At 42.3% G+C, this 16,502-nt stretch carries 15 protein-coding genes and 1 pseudogene; 15 read left to right on the forward strand and 1 reads right to left on the reverse strand.

Annotation, left to right across the window (positions count from 1 at the left end; all coding sequences use genetic code 11):
- The first annotated feature begins 8 nt into the window (after nt 1–8).
- From AC6I8Y_RS17905 to AC6I8Y_RS17970, 14 genes are all read left to right on the forward strand, one after another.
- Nucleotides 9–926, forward strand: coding sequence for a polysaccharide pyruvyl transferase family protein (locus AC6I8Y_RS17905; protein WP_498022483.1), 918 nt, complete (start codon nt 9–11; stop codon nt 924–926).
- Nucleotides 898–2,334 (forward strand): oligosaccharide flippase family protein, encoded by a 1,437-nt coding sequence (locus tag AC6I8Y_RS17910; RefSeq protein ID WP_498022485.1) that lies wholly within the window; start codon nt 898–900, stop codon nt 2,332–2,334. The genes AC6I8Y_RS17905 and AC6I8Y_RS17910 overlap by 29 nt, the downstream gene beginning before the upstream one ends.
- Nucleotides 2,335–2,432: 98 nt before the next feature.
- Nucleotides 2,433–3,491 (forward strand): glycosyltransferase, encoded by a 1,059-nt coding sequence (locus AC6I8Y_RS17915; RefSeq protein ID WP_498022487.1) that lies wholly within the window; start codon nt 2,433–2,435, stop codon nt 3,489–3,491.
- A gap of 22 nt (nt 3,492–3,513) precedes the next feature.
- Nucleotides 3,514–4,404 (forward strand): glycosyltransferase family 2 protein, encoded by an 891-nt coding sequence (locus AC6I8Y_RS17920; protein ID WP_498022488.1) that lies wholly within the window; start codon nt 3,514–3,516, stop codon nt 4,402–4,404.
- A gap of 2 nt (nt 4,405–4,406) precedes the next feature.
- Nucleotides 4,407–5,555, forward strand: a complete 1,149-nt coding sequence (locus AC6I8Y_RS17925; protein ID WP_498022489.1) for a glycosyltransferase — start codon at nt 4,407–4,409, stop codon at nt 5,553–5,555.
- Entirely contained in the window at nt 5,539–6,279 is a 741-nt protein-coding gene (locus tag AC6I8Y_RS17930) for a WecB/TagA/CpsF family glycosyltransferase (protein WP_498022491.1), read from the forward strand. Before AC6I8Y_RS17925 ends, AC6I8Y_RS17930 begins: the two co-directional genes overlap by 17 nt.
- The gene (locus AC6I8Y_RS17935) at nt 6,269–7,012 is read left to right on the forward strand and encodes a heparin lyase I family protein (protein ID WP_498022492.1); all 744 of its coding nucleotides are present in this window, start codon (nt 6,269–6,271) and stop codon (nt 7,010–7,012) included. The genes AC6I8Y_RS17930 and AC6I8Y_RS17935 overlap by 11 nt, the downstream gene beginning before the upstream one ends.
- A gap of 3 nt (nt 7,013–7,015) precedes the next feature.
- Nucleotides 7,016–8,257, forward strand: coding sequence for an O-antigen ligase family protein (locus AC6I8Y_RS17940; protein WP_498022493.1), 1,242 nt, complete (start codon nt 7,016–7,018; stop codon nt 8,255–8,257).
- A gap of 236 nt (nt 8,258–8,493) precedes the next feature.
- Entirely contained in the window at nt 8,494–9,390 is an 897-nt protein-coding gene (locus AC6I8Y_RS17945) for a hypothetical protein (RefSeq protein WP_498022495.1), read from the forward strand.
- 83 nt (nt 9,391–9,473) lie between these two features.
- Nucleotides 9,474–9,899, forward strand: coding sequence for a hypothetical protein (locus AC6I8Y_RS17950; protein ID WP_498022496.1), 426 nt, complete (start codon nt 9,474–9,476; stop codon nt 9,897–9,899).
- Nucleotides 9,892–11,166, forward strand: a complete 1,275-nt coding sequence (locus AC6I8Y_RS17955; protein WP_498022498.1) for an ATP-binding cassette domain-containing protein — start codon at nt 9,892–9,894, stop codon at nt 11,164–11,166. Before AC6I8Y_RS17950 ends, AC6I8Y_RS17955 begins: the two co-directional genes overlap by 8 nt.
- Nucleotides 11,167–11,173: 7 nt before the next feature.
- The gene (locus AC6I8Y_RS17960; RefSeq protein ID WP_498022500.1) at nt 11,174–12,484 is read left to right on the forward strand and encodes an HlyD family type I secretion periplasmic adaptor subunit; all 1,311 of its coding nucleotides are present in this window, start codon (nt 11,174–11,176) and stop codon (nt 12,482–12,484) included.
- A 63-nt stretch (nt 12,485–12,547) separates the two neighbouring features.
- Nucleotides 12,548–13,435 carry a UTP--glucose-1-phosphate uridylyltransferase GalU gene (gene galU / locus AC6I8Y_RS17965; RefSeq protein ID WP_498022502.1) on the forward strand — a complete coding sequence of 296 codons (888 nt, stop codon included), beginning with the start codon at nt 12,548–12,550 and terminating at the stop codon, nt 13,433–13,435.
- A gap of 104 nt (nt 13,436–13,539) precedes the next feature.
- Complete coding sequence (locus AC6I8Y_RS17970) at nt 13,540–14,547, forward strand: acyltransferase family protein (RefSeq protein ID WP_498022504.1); 1,008 nt, start codon at nt 13,540–13,542, stop codon at nt 14,545–14,547.
- Here AC6I8Y_RS17970 and AC6I8Y_RS17975 read toward each other — a convergent pair.
- Nucleotides 14,529–15,430, reverse strand: a pseudogene (locus tag AC6I8Y_RS17975) (LysR family transcriptional regulator). The gene AC6I8Y_RS17970 and the pseudogene AC6I8Y_RS17975 overlap by 19 nt on opposite strands.
- Nucleotides 15,431–15,539: 109 nt before the next feature.
- Between AC6I8Y_RS17975 and AC6I8Y_RS17980 the strand changes: the two are divergent.
- Nucleotides 15,540–16,481 (forward strand): DMT family transporter, encoded by a 942-nt coding sequence (locus tag AC6I8Y_RS17980; protein ID WP_498022506.1) that lies wholly within the window; start codon nt 15,540–15,542, stop codon nt 16,479–16,481.
- Nucleotides 16,482–16,502 lie beyond the last annotated feature (21 nt).

A 16,502-nucleotide genomic window follows, 5' to 3' on the forward strand; every position in this document is an offset into this window, starting at 1 on the left:
TAAACTGAGTGATCGTCTTTTTTGCCGAGTTGACGCCGTTACTGTCAGGTAAATCAATCGTTTTTATTGATTACCCAATCTATTGGAATGTTGGAGATTATCTAATAACACAAGGAGCAGAGTATCTCTTCCAGAAAGTAGGGGCTCGAGTGAACGACCGAATTTCAGGACGAAATAAACAGCGCTTGTTTAAAAAAAAGTTAGATAGTCAGACCGTACTAGTACTTAACGGTGGTGGGAACTTCGGTGATATTTATCCTCACCACCAAGAGTTACGAAAGGAAGTCGTAAGTGCGTTCCCTAACAACAAGGTCATCATTCTTCCACAATCGATTCATTACGACAACTCGATTGCTCGTCAGGAAGACATAGAAGTGTTCAAATCCCACCCGGACCTACATCTCTATGTCAGAGACCAGCATTCTTTTGAAGAGATGAAAGATTCGATGCCAGACGGGCGTCTCAAGAAACTACCTGATATGGCTTTTACTATGGCTCAAAGGTGGAACAAAACACTACCAGATAAGGATAAACCTCTTCGAATGAGACGACGGGACTGTGAAACTCAATCCATCGAAGACCAAACAGTCGATGCATTTGATTGGGAAGACTTGTGTACGACGCGTCACCAATTTGGGTATGACTTTGCGCGAAGGCTTGCACGTGCTGAGAATAAATTGAACTGTCCCCTTGGCCTGTCATGGTTTTGGAAGAAATATAGCGACCACGTAGTAAACATTGCGGTGGAACGTTTTCAGAGCGTCAATGTTGTAGACACCGATAGGCTCCACGGGCTAATTCTTGCTCTTCTACTAGGCCGAGATGTCGTTATGCGTGACAATTCTTATGGGAAGCTCAGTCGTTTTTCTAGAGAGTGGCTTGGACTTGAATCGCTAGATGAGTATCAACGTGCAGTTAACCAATAACCGGATCACTAAGTTACTTTGGATTGCAATTGAGAAAGGCGGGATGACACTAGTGTCTATTGCCACTTTTTTCGTCTACGCAAAATTGTTGACTCCAGAACAATTTGGCTATGCCATCTTCGCGTTAGCTGTTGGGCAAGGTATAGCGATGATCTTCGCTAATCTATTCGAAGATGCATTAATTCAACAAAGTGCCCCCTCGACGAAACACTATGATACTGCCTTTTGGGGTGGATTAATCTTCAGTCTGCTCTCCTGTTCGTTAGTGGCTATCTGGCTACTCTCAACCCAAAGCAACAGGGTGTTAACAGAATTAATTGCATTTTCCCTTCTTATTATTGTGTTTGTGGGTATGTCATCTATTTACGTCGCTAACGCAAGAATGGAAGGGGATTTCAAACTGCTTGCAAAACGATCCGTCATCGCACGTCTGATTGGAGCAGCCTGTGGTATCACTATGGCTTTCAAAGGTTTTGGCCCTCTTTCCGTTGTAATTCAAGCCGTGTTGATAGAGGTAATCAGCTTCTTCTACTTGGCTGTTCGCAGGCCCCAAAGAATTGGATTTGACGTTGGGATTACTGAGTTCAAGGAGCTTTCGGCTATTGGCTGGTTACTGTGCTTACGTAGATTAAGTTGGGATGGCACTACAAGAGGTTTACCTCTGATATTAGGAACCGTAGCAGGTCCTGCTGCTGTAGGATTATTCGGCTTTGCATGGCGAACTGTCGAAATGCCAAGAAGTGCAATCAGCAGCGGTTTGATGAGTTATGCTTTGCCGGCTTTTTCTCGCAAGAAAGATGACAAGGAAGAGCTTCAAGAGTTGTTTATCGGTATGACACGCTATACCGCGTTGCTTGTTGTTCCACTATTTGTGGGGTTAGCTGCCACAGCACCTACTTTAATACCGTTGATATTTAGTGATAAATGGTTAGAGGCGATTGTACCCGTTCAGGTGATGTCTCTAATCGGACTAGTAAGTCTGCTACGTGTGTATGCACCAAGCCTATTTACTGCACTCGCGCGTCCTAATGTATCGCTCACATCGGACATAGTGAGTACGCTAGCAGCCTTAGTTTGTACATTGATTCTCGCAGACGATTTTGGAGTATATGCTGCAGTATTTGGACTAATCACCAGAAGTGTTATTTCTGTGCCTTTCAGCGTAATAGGTATTAATAAGGTCCTCAAACTTAATGGCTTTAGTCAGTTATCACCCGTAGTAGTGCCTTGTGTAGCAAGTGTCGGTATGGCTGTCGTGGTGCACATGCTAGGGTACGTAATGAGCCAAACCACTCCTTGGGTTCTTCTTATTTATCAGATCACTGGCGGTGCCATTGTTTACTTCTCTTTAGTGCTCATTCTCATGCCAAACGTTAAGACTCATTGGGGTCTATTTATCAATCGATAGGTCACTCATGAAACAAGAAACTATCAGCAATATTGTTGTTTTTTTCGAATCACCTCCTTGCTTACTCAGAGACATTTATCTTAGCCCAAGGAGAGTCTTTGAGGCGGTATAAGGCAAACTACATGGGAAGTGACTTTGTCCCTAACGGCCTGCAAACGCCAAAAGATCGTTCTTTCGTGCTCAATAGTGGCCGGTTGGGTTCATTAGTTGACAAGGCGCTTAAACTGGGAATAACTCTACCGCGTGCTACGAAGCAGATCAAAGAGATACAGCCAAAGCTTTGCCACGCTCATTTCGGACCCAATGGTATGACTGCAGCGCCATTGTCCAAGAAGTTGAATATACCACTTGTTGTTACCTTTCATGGATTCGACTTAATTGAGTCACCTACAGTCATTGAGCATGGCCGACTACATGTCAACTACTATCGAAACCGACATCGTCTGAATGAAAAAGTGACCAAATTTATAGCCGTTTCCGAACGTGTTAAACAGAGAATGCTCAATGCGGGTTTTCCAAAAGAAAAAATCATTCGTCACTACATAGGAATCGATACGGAAAAATTCTCTCCCGCCCCAGATGTAGTGCGTGAAAACTTAGTTGTCTGCGTTGGGAGAATGTCTAAGTACAAAGGGCAAGAATATTTGATTCGTGCGATGGCGGAGGTGCAGAAGGTACAGAATGACTATCGTCTAGTACTGATCGGGGATGGTGATGAACGTGCTTCATTAGAAAGAATCGCGTCACAACTCTCCGTCAATATAACGTTTACGGGTCGGCAAACACCCGAACAGGTTGTTGAATGGATGAGAAAAGCTAAGGTGTATGTTCAGCCTAGTGTCCGTCTGAAAAATGGACAAGAAGAAGCATTGGCTCTAACGATTGTAGAGGCACAAGCGGTTGGCACCCCCGCGGTTGTGTTTAGCTCTGGGGGTATGCGTGAAGCAATTAATCCAGGAAGGTCTGGTTTCGTCGTTGATAGTGAGTCTACGACGCAGCTAGCAAATGCCATTTCGAATCTTGTATCTGATCAATGCCTGTGGGAAAGCTTCAGTGATGAAGCTAGGCGTTACGTGCTGGAAGTTCACGATCTAGAAAAACAAACGGAAAAGCTTGAGTCCATATATGAGCAAGCGATTAGAGACTACCGCGCGTAGTCATCGACATAAGGATTTGTCAATGAAACTATCAGTCATTATTCCATCTTATGAGTCCCAAGATAATTTAGAGGCAACCCTCAAAGCGATCGAGCCTCAGGTTAATGAAAATATAGAAATAATCGTAGTAGACTGCTCCGCTACCAGCGAAGTAGATCAAATCTGCAATCGTTTTGGCTTTGTCCAGTTTATAAAAGAAACGAAACGATTTAATCCTGGCAAAGGGCGAAATATCGGTGCCAAGTATGCACAAGGTGACTACTTAGTTTTCTTAGACTCAGACGTCATCCTCGAACCAAGAGCTTTAGAGTTGATAAGATCTCATGCGTCTAATGGTTTTAAGGTTTTCGGTGGCGCATTAGAGCTCAATACCGAAGCAGACTCGTCGCTTTCCTCATATATCGAGCACTATTACTTTAACCATGAATCGCAAGCCACTCGTACTCCAACGATTCGCTCGAACCTAAGTTCAGCCCTTATGGTGATTGCGAAATCGACTTTTGAAAATGCGGGAGGTTTTAGCGATTTACCTCGTATGCAAGATACGGAGTTGACTGAGCGATTAGTGTCAGATGGTCTAACGCTCTACTTCTTCCCTGATATCGTCGGGTATCAAATTCAGGACTCACCGTTAAAGAAAGTTCTGAAGAAGATTTTTATCACCGGAAACAATCTATTTTTCCTGCGCTATCAGCGCAAAGCAGTCGGGCTGGGAAAACTGGCGATCGCAGCACTTTTGCCATTTTTGATGTTAGCAAAAATAACCAGAATCAATTACAGAAACATCAAGTTCGCTGCTAGCCCTAAGATGATCTTTGTGCTGTGCCCAATGATGTATCTATGCGGAGTTGCATGGATGGCAGGCTTCTATAAAGGAATATTTGTCAGTAATGGGATTGATGCGGGGCGTTAGGTATGGATATCGCGTTGTACTCTATCTCAGATAAGATCAAAGGGTTTCATCGACTTCCGTTTATCAAGCAGTTAAATGGGAAGATTGAAAACGAAGGCGGTAAACTCGCGTATTTTAAGCGTCCACGTTTCTTCTTGGCGACTGATAGTGACTATCGACGTCGAGAAGAAGTTGATGGGGTCCCGTCATATCCACTGTACACATTAGTACCCGTATCAAAAGTTATAGGGTACCCACTGCTCCTTTGGCTGCTTGTCACATTGCCAATTAAGCTACAAGTGAACGTAGTTTTTAGAAATCGATCAAATATGTCGCGTATAGATTGGTTTTATAAGCCTGACCAATACTTATACCTTAAGGGAGTCAGTACCTCTTATGCTTACACGCACTACGATAACTACGATGACGACAAAGACTACTACTTCTCTCAATCAAGGAACTATGAGCAAACGTTGCGTTTATGCGTCCAAGAAAGTCTTGTTACGTTCACGACAGGGGAGAGGTTACTCGAAAAGCTTCAAGAGTTGGGGCAAGGGACCAACGTCTGCTATCTACCAAATGCCGTTTCTGATGAATGGTTGGGAGTGCCACATCCTGATGATAAACCTGAGCAAAAAGCAGTAGTAATCGGTTTTGTAGGCACAATCGATACGAGTATTGATGAGGATCTCATAGAGGTTATCTGTCAAAAGTACCGCAACGCATCAGTCAGGTTGATTGGCAGAGTAACGAATGATGCAATTGAGAGGCTGTCTAACAAATACCAAAACTTGCAGTTGCTTGGTCAAGTAGACTATCTAAAACTCCCTTCTATGATAAGTGACTTTACTGTAGGCCTGGTACCTTATAAGGGTTCCCCATTCAACGCCTACCGTAATCCTTTGAAGCTGTATGAGTACTGCGCATGTGGAATACCTGCCGTGTCAGTGGCCTGCGATTTTGATCGAAGTGGTCGTCATTTAATTAGTATCGCCAATGATATCGAGTCATTCTTGGATAGTCTTGAACAAATTTTATCAAGACGCGACGGTCTAAGGCGGGAGCGTACTGAATTTGCCGAGGCCAACACTTGGTCTATCCGAGCCCATCAAGCGATTGCCCAAATTAGGGATCATCAAATCAAGGAAGACAACAATGATACGCATATTTAGTGGTCTATTAGACAAAGTGACCACGTATCCAACCTCGGATGCCGTTATAGCCGTAATCGAGGAAAAGATGAGGTTCGGCGAGAACGTTAATATTGCTTTTGTGAATGCACACGCGTTCAATTTGGCATGCAGAGACGCAAACTTCTATTCCGCAATAAGACAAAGTGATCTTTTATTGAGAGATGGTATCGGAGTAGAGATATTGTTCCGTATGTTGGGTTCAGATCCAGGGGAAAACCTAAACGGCACAGATCTCATACCTCAATTACTTGAACGATCCTTCAAAAATCAACGGGTAGCTATTTTTGGTTCGGCCCAAGAAGAACTGGATAAGGCTGAAGTTTTGCTCAGAGATTGTGGGTTGAATGTAGTCGCTACTGTCGATGGGTTTCAAAGTGAAGACACTTATCTAGAATCATTGAGAGAGAATGTTCCCGACGTTGTCATACTGGCGATGGGGATGCCAAAACAGGAAATACTCTCCATTGCTCTTCAAGCTGAAATGACGTCTCTTGTTACCGTAAACGGAGGCGCAATTATTGATTTTCTGGCTGGAAAAGTAGAGCGAGCTCCTCGATGGGTTAGAGCGTGTCATATGGAGTGGTGCTTTCGTTTGTTTATGGAGCCCAAACGACTATTCCGTCGCTACGTTGTTGGTAATTTTGTTTTCCTATCGCGAGCAGTTTGGGTCAAGTTAATAATTGGTAAACGCTATGCAAATTAAAACTCACTTACTGATCGGACTAACAAGCCTCGTAAGTATCAACGTGGTCGCTAATGAAAAAAAAACGATCGAGCCACAACAATTTTTGACGTTTTCGTCTGATAAAACCGCTAGTTTGGTTTTTGAGTGTGCAGAATCGCTGTGGGAACACGACGAGGACACGGGCGTTACAACGTTTACTCTTACGCCTGAGAAAAATAGAAAACGGTGTGAGTTTGCAATCCAAGGGCTACTTCAAAGAGACGTCAGGTTCCGGTTAAGTTTCGAGTTTAAAGTGAATGAAGTGTATGACGATCCAGTTAACTGGCATAGTTATTTTCAATTCCATTCATTCCCAGATGAAGGCGAGCAATGGCGTTGTCCCGTTAGCGCATTGGAATCGAAAGGCGGCACGTTAAGAATGTTTAATCGATGGGATGAACAACATATATCGAGCACCATTAATGGTACTTGTGCCAACGATGGCAACTCAATACAAGCTAGGGCACTTTTCTCCGAACGAACTTTTAATGTCGGTAGTTGGAACGAGCTTACGGTTGAAGGGGTTATGAGCACTAATGATGAAGGACATATCAGAGTTTCGCTTAATGATGAATTGCTATCCGAAGTCGTTGGCCCCAATACATTTAATGATGATAGAGAGCCTTATTTTAAACTTGGTATCTACAAGCCGACACAATGGGCAGAGAATGATCATATTGCATTATCGGTCAGAAATGTGGAGTTTGAGTAAGTTATGTTGATCAATAGAGATAAATTTGACTCATTTTGCTTAAGCTGCATGTTAGCGCTGTCATTCTTTCGCTCAACAAGTATGTGGATTGGCTATCCATCAGCTCAACACCAACTTGCTCAAATCACCTACATGCCTCAAAAACTAATGCAAATACTCGTAATGTTATTGCTCATGGCTTACTTAGTTTTTTCGGGTTATCGGCTTTTGTTGGATATTAGATTAAAGAAAGTCGAGTGGTTGGTGATAGTTTCTATACTATTTTCAGTCGTATTGTCAGATTACAAAGTCCTATCAATGCGCTATTTTGTTTCATTTATGGTGATTACGTTACCACCCATATTTTATTATCATCGTTATGGACCTGAAGCATTACTTGTCTTCATAACAAAAATAATATCACTAACTGTGCTTGCAAACTTTGTTTATGTATTAGTTTCCCCCGGTTATGCCATCATGTCTGGTGTACATGAGGGCGCTTGGCGAGGTATGTTCGTACATAAAAATGTAGCGGGAGCTTATTTTGCATTAGTTAGTGTTATTTTTATTTCAAAGTGGTTCTACTTAGAAAATCTCAGGACTAGATTCGATCTAATACTATTTGTATTATGCTGTGTAATGGTGTTTGGATCTAAATCAATGACAGCGATACTAACATTTTTTATCGTACATCTTTCTTTCTGGCTATCTTACCTAATACTTAAGCATTCACTCGTCTCTCAAAGGCTTTTCATCGTCACAACGTATCTCCTAGTGCTAGTTGGCGGCGGATTTGTTGTAAGCTCGTATTTTGATGAACTTATGACCTTGCTAGGTCGAGACCCATCGCTTACGGGAAGAACCGGGCTCTGGGAGGTCTTATTACCTCTCGTTATTGAGAAACCTGTCTTTGGCTATGGCATCGGAGTATTCTCTCGCCCGGAGATTATGTACGAGTATTCCTTAGCCTTTGGGTGGATGGCGAAATCAACACACAGTTCCTTTTTAGATATATTATTAGGTGTGGGTTTTATAGGTGCTACATCAGTATTGGCTTGGTTATTTTACTGCTTGTTTTCCACTTTTCTGAAACAAGTGATTACTGCTAGATATGCTTTTCAATTATCCGGAGCTGTGAGTGTCATAATTGGCTGTCTCATAATTGCGACATCCTCAAGTGGGGTGTTAATTAGTGCAAATATATTTTGGATCCTTATTATTTGTATGGTTTACTTCTGTTATTCGCAGGAAGTTATTGAGGAATAAATTCCCATTCAACTTTTGATGAGGCTAAATTATTATTTAGCTAATACTTCTTGCCAGTGTCATAAAGTCTATCTCATTGCTGTTTTTAATGGGTACGTTAAAACGCTATGGCTTCAGTGTGCCTAGTTATTAGTGGGTGCATCATAATAAAAGTGATTTTAATCACGGGTAATAATAGAGAGTGTTACTTTTTATTCTATCAAAGTATTAGAGCATTTAATTATCAGGAGAAGACAATGAGTACTATCTATACAGGATCAACTAACACAACAGGTACAGGGTCCGCGACTGGGTTAACCGCAGAAAACGCATTCTTGGCCGTATTTTCGGGGGATTGGGTTCTTACAGAAGAATCGGTTTTTGTCAGTGATCTAGGTAATGATGTAATTGCTACCAACCAAGGCAAGTGGAACCAAGCTGGATATAAAGAAATAAGCATAGAAACGGATAAGAACTTTATCTTTGTAGACAATTTTGTCGACGTTGATGTCTTAGCGACGTCCAACCGAGGCACTGATGTCACGGTCCTTGATGCAAAGCGTGGCGATATTACCACAGGTAACGGGCGCGATGTTGTTGAGATCTCTGCCTACTCCAATGCTTCTAGCGCTACTGGGTGGGGGAATATGTTTAATGTAGATACCGGTGCTGGTAGTGACATTATCCAAATGACTCATAGTAAAAACTCACAATGGACAGAGTTCAATATTGATGCAGGACGTGGACACGACTTTGTCGATGTTTCTGAGTTGTATGACTCAGTTTCTGGGGTAAGCCGATTTGCTGATGGTGGTAGAGGCGTCGACTTTCTGAAGTTCTCCGGCGATAACACTTTAGAGTTTGAAAATTTTGAGGTAGTGATTGGTGGTGACAGCGCTGCTTTAGAGCTCGATGAAGATTTACTAGAAAGTAACGATTCACTCGCAGCTCTCAATATCGGCCTCGTGCTGAGCAATATTAACCTATCTACTGATCTGGCTTTTGAAACGAATGAGGGTCTATCTGTACAAGAGGTTCTTTTGCTTGAAGCTAGTGGTTTTGACTCGGCCGAGTTTACGTCAGTCACCCTGATGGGAGAAGGTGATAGTGAATACACCGTGCTCACCGACAGTGATGACTTTGCCATAGTTTAAGGCTTAGTTGCTTATCTAGTTTTGCTATAGAGAGCACTCAGTTTATGAGTGCTCTAGTTATCAACTAAAGATTGGTATGGTCTATGAAGGAACAATGGACATCATTCTTAGCCTATCGAAGGAAAGCACTCGTTTTCTTTGAGCTATTCTCTGTGTTCGCAAATATGCTGGTTTTAGTGTTACCAATATACAGCTTACAGGTGTTCAATAGAGTGTTGAGTTCAAAAAGCTTGGAAACGTTGTTGTATCTTACAGTGATTGCATGCTGTCTATTGCTACTTCAGCAGGTGTTGGAATATACACGTCAACGAATCTTAGGTAACTTAAAGAATATCTACGAGGCGACATTTGATACTAATGCGTTGTCTATTGCCCTGTCTAACACCAACGAAGACCCGACAGAGGTGCTAAAAAAGGCATCGCCAAGCCGCACTTTACCTGTCCTCACCTTACAAGCGTGCAAAATCGGATCTTCCATGGTCTATAGCATTTATTTTGGTCATGTTTAGCTTACATCCAGTCCTGGGAAGTTACGCGTTGTGTACTTCCATACTCTTGATTCTCATGATAGTGATGTTTTCAGGTTCAGTTAGGCAATTAGAAATGAGCTATCAACACTATAAGGGTGTCCAGACATCAGGGGCCGCTAGAATCGTTAGTCAAGCAGTACTTGCTAGATCTCTACGAATCTCGAATAAACTGATTGCTATATGGGATCATAAAAATCAACACACCTCACAATTACAACTTGATGCTTCCTCGAAAACAGCAGTGTTGCAATCGTCTATAAAGCTGTTGAGAACATTAATACAAGTCGGAGTTTATGCTGTTGGCGCAGTATTGGTTATCAAGGGTGATGTCTTAGCAGGAGCCTTACTTGCCTCTGCGATACTCATCAGCCGTATTGTTACTCCTATAGAACTTGCTTCCCAGCACTATAAAGAGTTCCAAGCACAGCGAGACTCATTTAATTGGCTCAATCATATACTAACCAGTCATAAATCGGTGACTAAGTTTGAAGTGGAACTTGATGATATAAAAGTACGCTTGCAAGACGTGTCTTTTAGCTGCCATGAGCGTGCACTTCTCAAAAGCATTAACTTTAAGTTAGCTCAAGGAAAGTGCTTGGAAATCAAAGGGCCCATGGGGTCTGGTAAAACGTTATTAATGGACACTCTGTCCAACCGTGTGCAACCGACGGACGGCAAAGTGTTGTTCAACGATATAGATATACGCAATATTGATGAAAATACGCTATCAGAAAGCGTTGGTTATCTTAGTCAAAATCCAAGCTTTTTTAATGGCACCATTGCAGAGAACATATGTGGCTTTCATGATGTCGCATCGAATTCAGAAAAAATATTGGCGACAAGTGAAGCTGTTGGTCTGGTCGATGAGGTTACAAGACTGCCGGATAACTACAACACGGTTTTAGAGAGCGACGACATAAATTTGTCACAGGGACAAAAACAAAAGCTCGCATTAGCTCGCTGCTTTTATGGCAACCCCAAACTCGTTCTTTTAGACAACCCGACAGTCGCGTTAGATTCCACTACAAAAGTAAAACTGTTGAATACGCTCATTAGTCTAAAAGAGAGTGGAACGACCATTATTTTTATAAGTGATGACGCCTCGTTACAGAGCCTTGCCGATTATGTTGTTGAGCTCCAAGAAGGCACTGTCGTGAAAGGTTACTCAATCAACAAAAACTCATCAGGCAGTAAAAACGTGACCGATCTAAAGCCTGCAGCGCAATATCAAAGTATTACTTATTGAGTAGCTTATGAACCATTTGGACTCAGATTTAACACAAAACAATAACAAACTTGTTTTGACCACGCTTTTAATCCTCGTGATCGGAGTTGTTCTGTTCGTTGGTTGGTCACTCAAGGCTAAGCTAAGCTCCGCAGCGATTGCACCGGGGCTTATTGTTGTGGAAAACAAACGCAAAACGATTGAGCATTTAGAAGGGGGAATCGCGTACTCTGTGCTCGTATCTGATGGTGAACACGTAGTTGTTGGTCAGCCTCTGCTTAAAATTGCTGACATTGCAACACAAAGTGCGCTTAGAAGGGGGACTCTTCACTGGTTGAGTAAACGTGTTGAATATATGAGATTGATCGCCGAGCGAGATAACAAAGAAGAGTTTGAATCGTCACTCGAGCATGAGCAGTTTGCGGGATTACGTCTCGAATACATAACCATGGTTGAAAACCAGCAGTCGCTTTTTGCTAGTCGTAAACAGATGCGTGCCCTTGAACTATCGATTATGTCTTCAAGAAAGGCAGAGCTAGAAGCCAGAAGATCCTCATTTCGTAGCAAGCTTAGCCAAAATTCTCTAGCTAAAGGCTACTTGCTAGAAGAGATAAAGATGCACGAGCGGCTACTTGAAGATGGCTACACTTCTCGGATAAAACTGCTTGAATTGAAGCGCTCACAAGTCCTTCTAGATTCAGACATTATTGGGATTCGAGCAGAACTCGCCTCAATTGAACAAAGCATCATTGAGGTTACACGTCAATTACACGCTATTGAACAAAAACATACTTCAGAAATAGAGCAGTTGATCGCCCAGGTGAAGAACGATCTTATCGCTGCGGAGGCCGAGCTGAAGATAGCGAGAGACAGCCATGAACGCTCGCTCATCACTAGTCCTTCCGATGGAATCATACAAAACATTACCGTTCACTCGTCAGGACAGGTGATTAAAGCTGGTGAAGTGCTCATGGAAGTCGTACCGAACAATGATCGCTTGATCGTTGAAGCGATTGTCTCGCCACAAGACATCGATATGGTTCAAAGCGGCCAGAGCGCATCGGTGCGATTATCCGGTTTGAATCATATGACAGTACCACCTGTTAGCGGGGAAGTTATCTACGTCGATGCAGATGTGTCGGAAAGTCCAGATGGGTCTTCGACAGGTTTTAAAGTCAAAGTTAGCATCAACCAAAACAGCATTGAGGGTCTATATCAAGTTGATCTTACACCAGGAATGCCTGCAGAGGTGTTCGTTCTGTTAGAGCAAAAGAGACCAATTGATTACTTGTTAGAGCCTTTATCAAATAGCTTTTATAAAGCTTTTAGAGAGCAATAATTTTAGTTAGTGACGTTCACTAACACTTTAACCATTACTTTTATAAAACAAGGAAGTGTCGAAATGATTAAACATTGCTTATTCCCGGCAGCGGGTTATGGAACGCGTTTTTTGCCTGCAACCAAATCCATGCCTAAAGAGATGATGCCGATTGTAAACAAACCATTAATTGAATACGGAGTCGATGAAGCGATTCAAGCCGGTATGACAAACATGGCAATTGTCACCGGACGTGGGAAGAACTCTCTTATGGATCACTTTGATAAAAACTATGAGCTAGAGCACCAGATTAGTGGAACTAACAAAGAAGAGATGCTTGTTGATATTAGGTCACTCATTGACTCCGCGCAGTTTACTTATATCCGCCAGAGAGAAATGAAAGGGCTAGGGCATGCCATTCTTACGGGTAAGCAGTTGATAGGAGATAACCCGTTTGCTGTCGTTTTGGCTGATGACTTGTGTGTCAATGAAACGCAAGGCGTGCTTGAACAGATGGTTAAGCTGTTTAAGCAATTCAGATGCACAATTGTTGCTGTTGAGGAGGTGCCTAACGATGAGACGCACAAATATGGGGTTATCGCAGGTGAGCATTTAAGTGATGATCTGATCCGAGTGACTGACATGGTTGAAAAGCCAGAACAAGGAACCGCGCCTAGCAATTTAGCGATTATTGGTCGTTATATTCTCACACCGGATATCTTCGAACATATTGAAAACACTGAACCTGGGAAAGGTGGTGAGATACAAATAACCGACGCCATTCTAAAACAGGCCAGCAATGGGTGCGTTATCGCCTATCGCTTTAAGGGAAAACGGTTTGATTGCGGTAGCGTGGATGGGTATATCGATGCGACAAATTACTGTTATGAAAACATATACTTAAAAGATGACAGCGTGGAACTCAAGAAGCTTGCTACGTTCAAAAACGATCATGATCGAAAATGTGCTTGATTGAACTTGGCTTGTTAGTAGTGGCAAGGCTATGAGCAGAGCGCTGCTTTGCTCTGGTCTTGTTATGTTGCTCGTTTTCTTACACATATGGCTAAGGAACAGTGATGAATGAGAAATTGAGAATAGACACATTGCGTGGGACTGCGTGTGTGCTATTGGTGTTTTTCCATGTTATTGGCTCTAACCCAAACAATGGATTAAAAATCGACGATGGCTTTTATCGCGATTTCAACGACGTGCTCGGTTATCTGCGCATGCCACTGTTTACATTTTTATCGGGTTACGTTTATGCCTATCGGCCTTTTCAAGTAGGAGCGACGAGCTTTCTATTCAAAAAGGCGCGACGATTGTTGGTTCCAATGTTGACTGTAGGTTCGGCGTTTGCGGTTCTTCAGAGTCTGACCCCAGGGACCAATGTTGAAGGGTATAACTGGCTATTGTTACACATTAAGCCTGTCGCGCACTTTTGGTTTATTGAAGCGCTGTTTCTAATATTTATTCTTATCGTCATATTAGAGAAATCAAATGCATTTGAGTCTCTAGCGAGATGGGTTCTGGTATTGGCTGTCACTTCTGTGGTTTACATTTCGCCTTTGTCTATCGACTATTTTTCGATAAATGGATTCATCTACCTTTGCCCGTATTTTGTTTTAGGTATGGGTGTGAATAGATTTAAACTATTGAAATGGTTAAGGGTAGAAGCAGTTTTCATAATGCTGCTAGGGGTAGGCTTGGTTTTATCTTTATTGTACTTTGATGTACTCTCAGCCGATTCAAAGAGGACGCTGCTAGCATTAATACTTGGAATGCTAGGCTGTATTGGTTTGTTGGGCTTAAAGCTTAAGTTTAACTTTCTGGCTGTAATTGGTGCTTTTTCTTATTCAATCTATCTCTATCATGTGTTCTTCACATCCTTTACTCGGATTTTGATAAACAAAATGCCCGTTAATCTTGGCCTGGAAGTGGTCGTCTTGTTAGGTGTTGCTGCTGGCGTTCTGGGACCCATAGTTGTTCAAAAAATAATGGCTAATAATAATACAACCCGTCTGCTTTTTTTGGGTATGGGTAAACAGAAGAACATTCAAACGAATACTCAGTCGTTGGCAACTTGAAACTCCTTCTTAAGCCACCGCCTCAGTGCCAGTGTGCTCTCTAGTTTTAACTGCTCAGGTAGACAAGCAAAGTGATATTCCTGATGAGGGTTGACGACCGGACTGCCAATCTCGATTAAAAACTGGTTCTCAACTTCGTCTTTAATAAACAACCTATGTGTCACCAGCATGCCCAAGCTTCTTATTGCGGCGTGAATGGCTTGTACTGACGCGTTGAATTTGAGTGTTCCATGTTTACTAGGTGATGAAATGTTATGGGCCATACACCATAAGTCCCAATCGTGTTTTCGTCGATCGTTCGTCACCCAGATGCTAGGGTATCGTTCTAAAAGTCCTTCTACATCGTCCTTTGAATAAGATTTGGCTATGGAGGGACTGCATACCATAACTAACTCGTCATCCCCAAGTTTTTCACTGTAATAATCGCTCCAATCGTCGATGTTGCCATGGACTATGGCAACATCGACCCCTCACGTTCTAAGTCGAATGGACCAATTAAGTTAGAAATTCGAACATCTAGCGATGGAATTTCTTTTTGTAAATCTTCGACTCGGGGAATCCACCAGTGAAGCGCTAATGAGTTAACCATGTTAATCGTTAGTCGTTCGTCTCTATGCTTGTTAAGCAGTGCCTCGCTTGCTCGTACAATTTGCTCTAAAGCGGGGCCAACATCTCTGTAGTAATTCTTTCCTTCTTTTGTGAGTTCTACACGACGTCCTACGCGATGAAACAGCTTGGTATTAAGTTGAGATTCAAGACTTTTGATGCTCTGACTAATGGCTGAGTGACTTACGAATAAGTGCTCTGCGGCTAAAGTCATGCTACCGAGCTCTGCGACGGCAACAAAAGAATAAAGAGACTTTAATGCAACGTGTTGCTTCATAGTATTAATCTGTTAGTAAAACTTACATTAAGCTTAACTAAAACTCGTTATTTTTCAGAGAAACGTATCACTATAATGCGATTATGATTTGAATTTTCGAGATGTATCAATGAAAGTGAGCCAGTCAACCCTTGCTATGAGCTATATGCTGTCCTCAACCCTGAGTTTGTCCGTAACTGGTTTGATAACTGGGTATTTAGCGAATTATTTTGTTGCTGTCGATCTTGCTCTGATTCGATTCTTAGTTCCTGCCGTTATTCTGTTTGTTGTCCTTACAATAACGGGTTTGCGATTACCTCCCACATCGATGCGTAAAGTGTTAGCGATACGCGCGTTTAGCATCGCAGCTTGTCAGTTGTGCTTTATCTATGCGTTGGGGAAACTGTCACTAATCGAAAGTGTTGTGTTATTTGGTACTGGTCCTCTGTTTATCGCACTGTTCGAGAAGTGCCTTTACAACATTGAGCTTGCTGTTCGGACTACCACTGCATTGCTGTTTACGTTTATTGGGGTGATTTTCTTGGCTGGCGACCCCTCAGGTTTCACTTTCAAGCCTGAACTCCTTATAGGGTTATTGTCGGGAGTGTTTAATGCAGGTTCACAGTTGAGTCTACATCGTGCATCAAAAGGAGAGATGTCGGGAGTTGAAAACAACGCGTGGACGTTCTTAATCGCGGGTATCTTCTTAATACCTTTTGCTGTGATATTTCATAAGACCATAGGTGTTGATTACGGTATTGGAGACATATCAACCATTATGTATGCCGCCATTGCAGTGTTAACAGTGATGATCATCAACACTCAGGTATGTAGATACAAAGCTTACAAGAGTGCAGCAACCAACACGCAAGTTGCTCCACTGATCTATACCAATTTAGTGTTTACCGCGATGTTCCAGATTACTCTGTTTGACACAACATTTACTTTAAGTCAGTTAGCTGGCATCGCACTGATCATTTTAGGAAACAGCATTCCTGCTTTATACCCATTACTTAAGCTGAGATATTTTTCTCACAACCAGAAAACTCAACCTCAAAACGCGCCAAATTGATTCTCATAATGAAAAATGAAA

Source organism: Vibrio sp. KUL78, from assembly GCF_059725505.1.

Bases quoted from the DNA above. Each gene is read 5' to 3' on its own strand.
- AC6I8Y_RS17930 (WP_498022491.1), top strand. From the start codon at position 5,539: ATGATACGCATATTTAGTGGTCTATTAGACAAAGTGACCACGTATCCA.
- AC6I8Y_RS17950 (WP_498022496.1), top strand. From the start codon at position 9,474: ATGAAGGAACAATGGACATCATTCTTAGCCTATCGAAGGAAAGCACTC.
- AC6I8Y_RS17955 (WP_498022498.1), top strand. From the start codon at position 9,892: ATGTTTAGCTTACATCCAGTCCTGGGAAGTTACGCGTTGTGTACTTCC.
- galU (WP_498022502.1), top strand. From the start codon at position 12,548: ATGATTAAACATTGCTTATTCCCGGCAGCGGGTTATGGAACGCGTTTT.
- AC6I8Y_RS17945 (WP_498022495.1), top strand. From the start codon at position 8,494: ATGAGTACTATCTATACAGGATCAACTAACACAACAGGTACAGGGTCC.
- AC6I8Y_RS17940 (WP_498022493.1), top strand. From the start codon at position 7,016: ATGTTGATCAATAGAGATAAATTTGACTCATTTTGCTTAAGCTGCATG.
- AC6I8Y_RS17935 (WP_498022492.1), top strand. From the start codon at position 6,269: ATGCAAATTAAAACTCACTTACTGATCGGACTAACAAGCCTCGTAAGT.
- AC6I8Y_RS17970 (WP_498022504.1), top strand. From the start codon at position 13,540: ATGAATGAGAAATTGAGAATAGACACATTGCGTGGGACTGCGTGTGTG.
- AC6I8Y_RS17960 (WP_498022500.1), top strand. From the start codon at position 11,174: ATGAACCATTTGGACTCAGATTTAACACAAAACAATAACAAACTTGTT.
- AC6I8Y_RS17925 (WP_498022489.1), top strand. From the start codon at position 4,407: ATGGATATCGCGTTGTACTCTATCTCAGATAAGATCAAAGGGTTTCAT.
- AC6I8Y_RS17980 (WP_498022506.1), top strand. From the start codon at position 15,540: ATGAAAGTGAGCCAGTCAACCCTTGCTATGAGCTATATGCTGTCCTCA.
- AC6I8Y_RS17920 (WP_498022488.1), top strand. From the start codon at position 3,514: ATGAAACTATCAGTCATTATTCCATCTTATGAGTCCCAAGATAATTTA.
- AC6I8Y_RS17910 (WP_498022485.1), top strand. From the start codon at position 898: ATGAGTATCAACGTGCAGTTAACCAATAACCGGATCACTAAGTTACTT.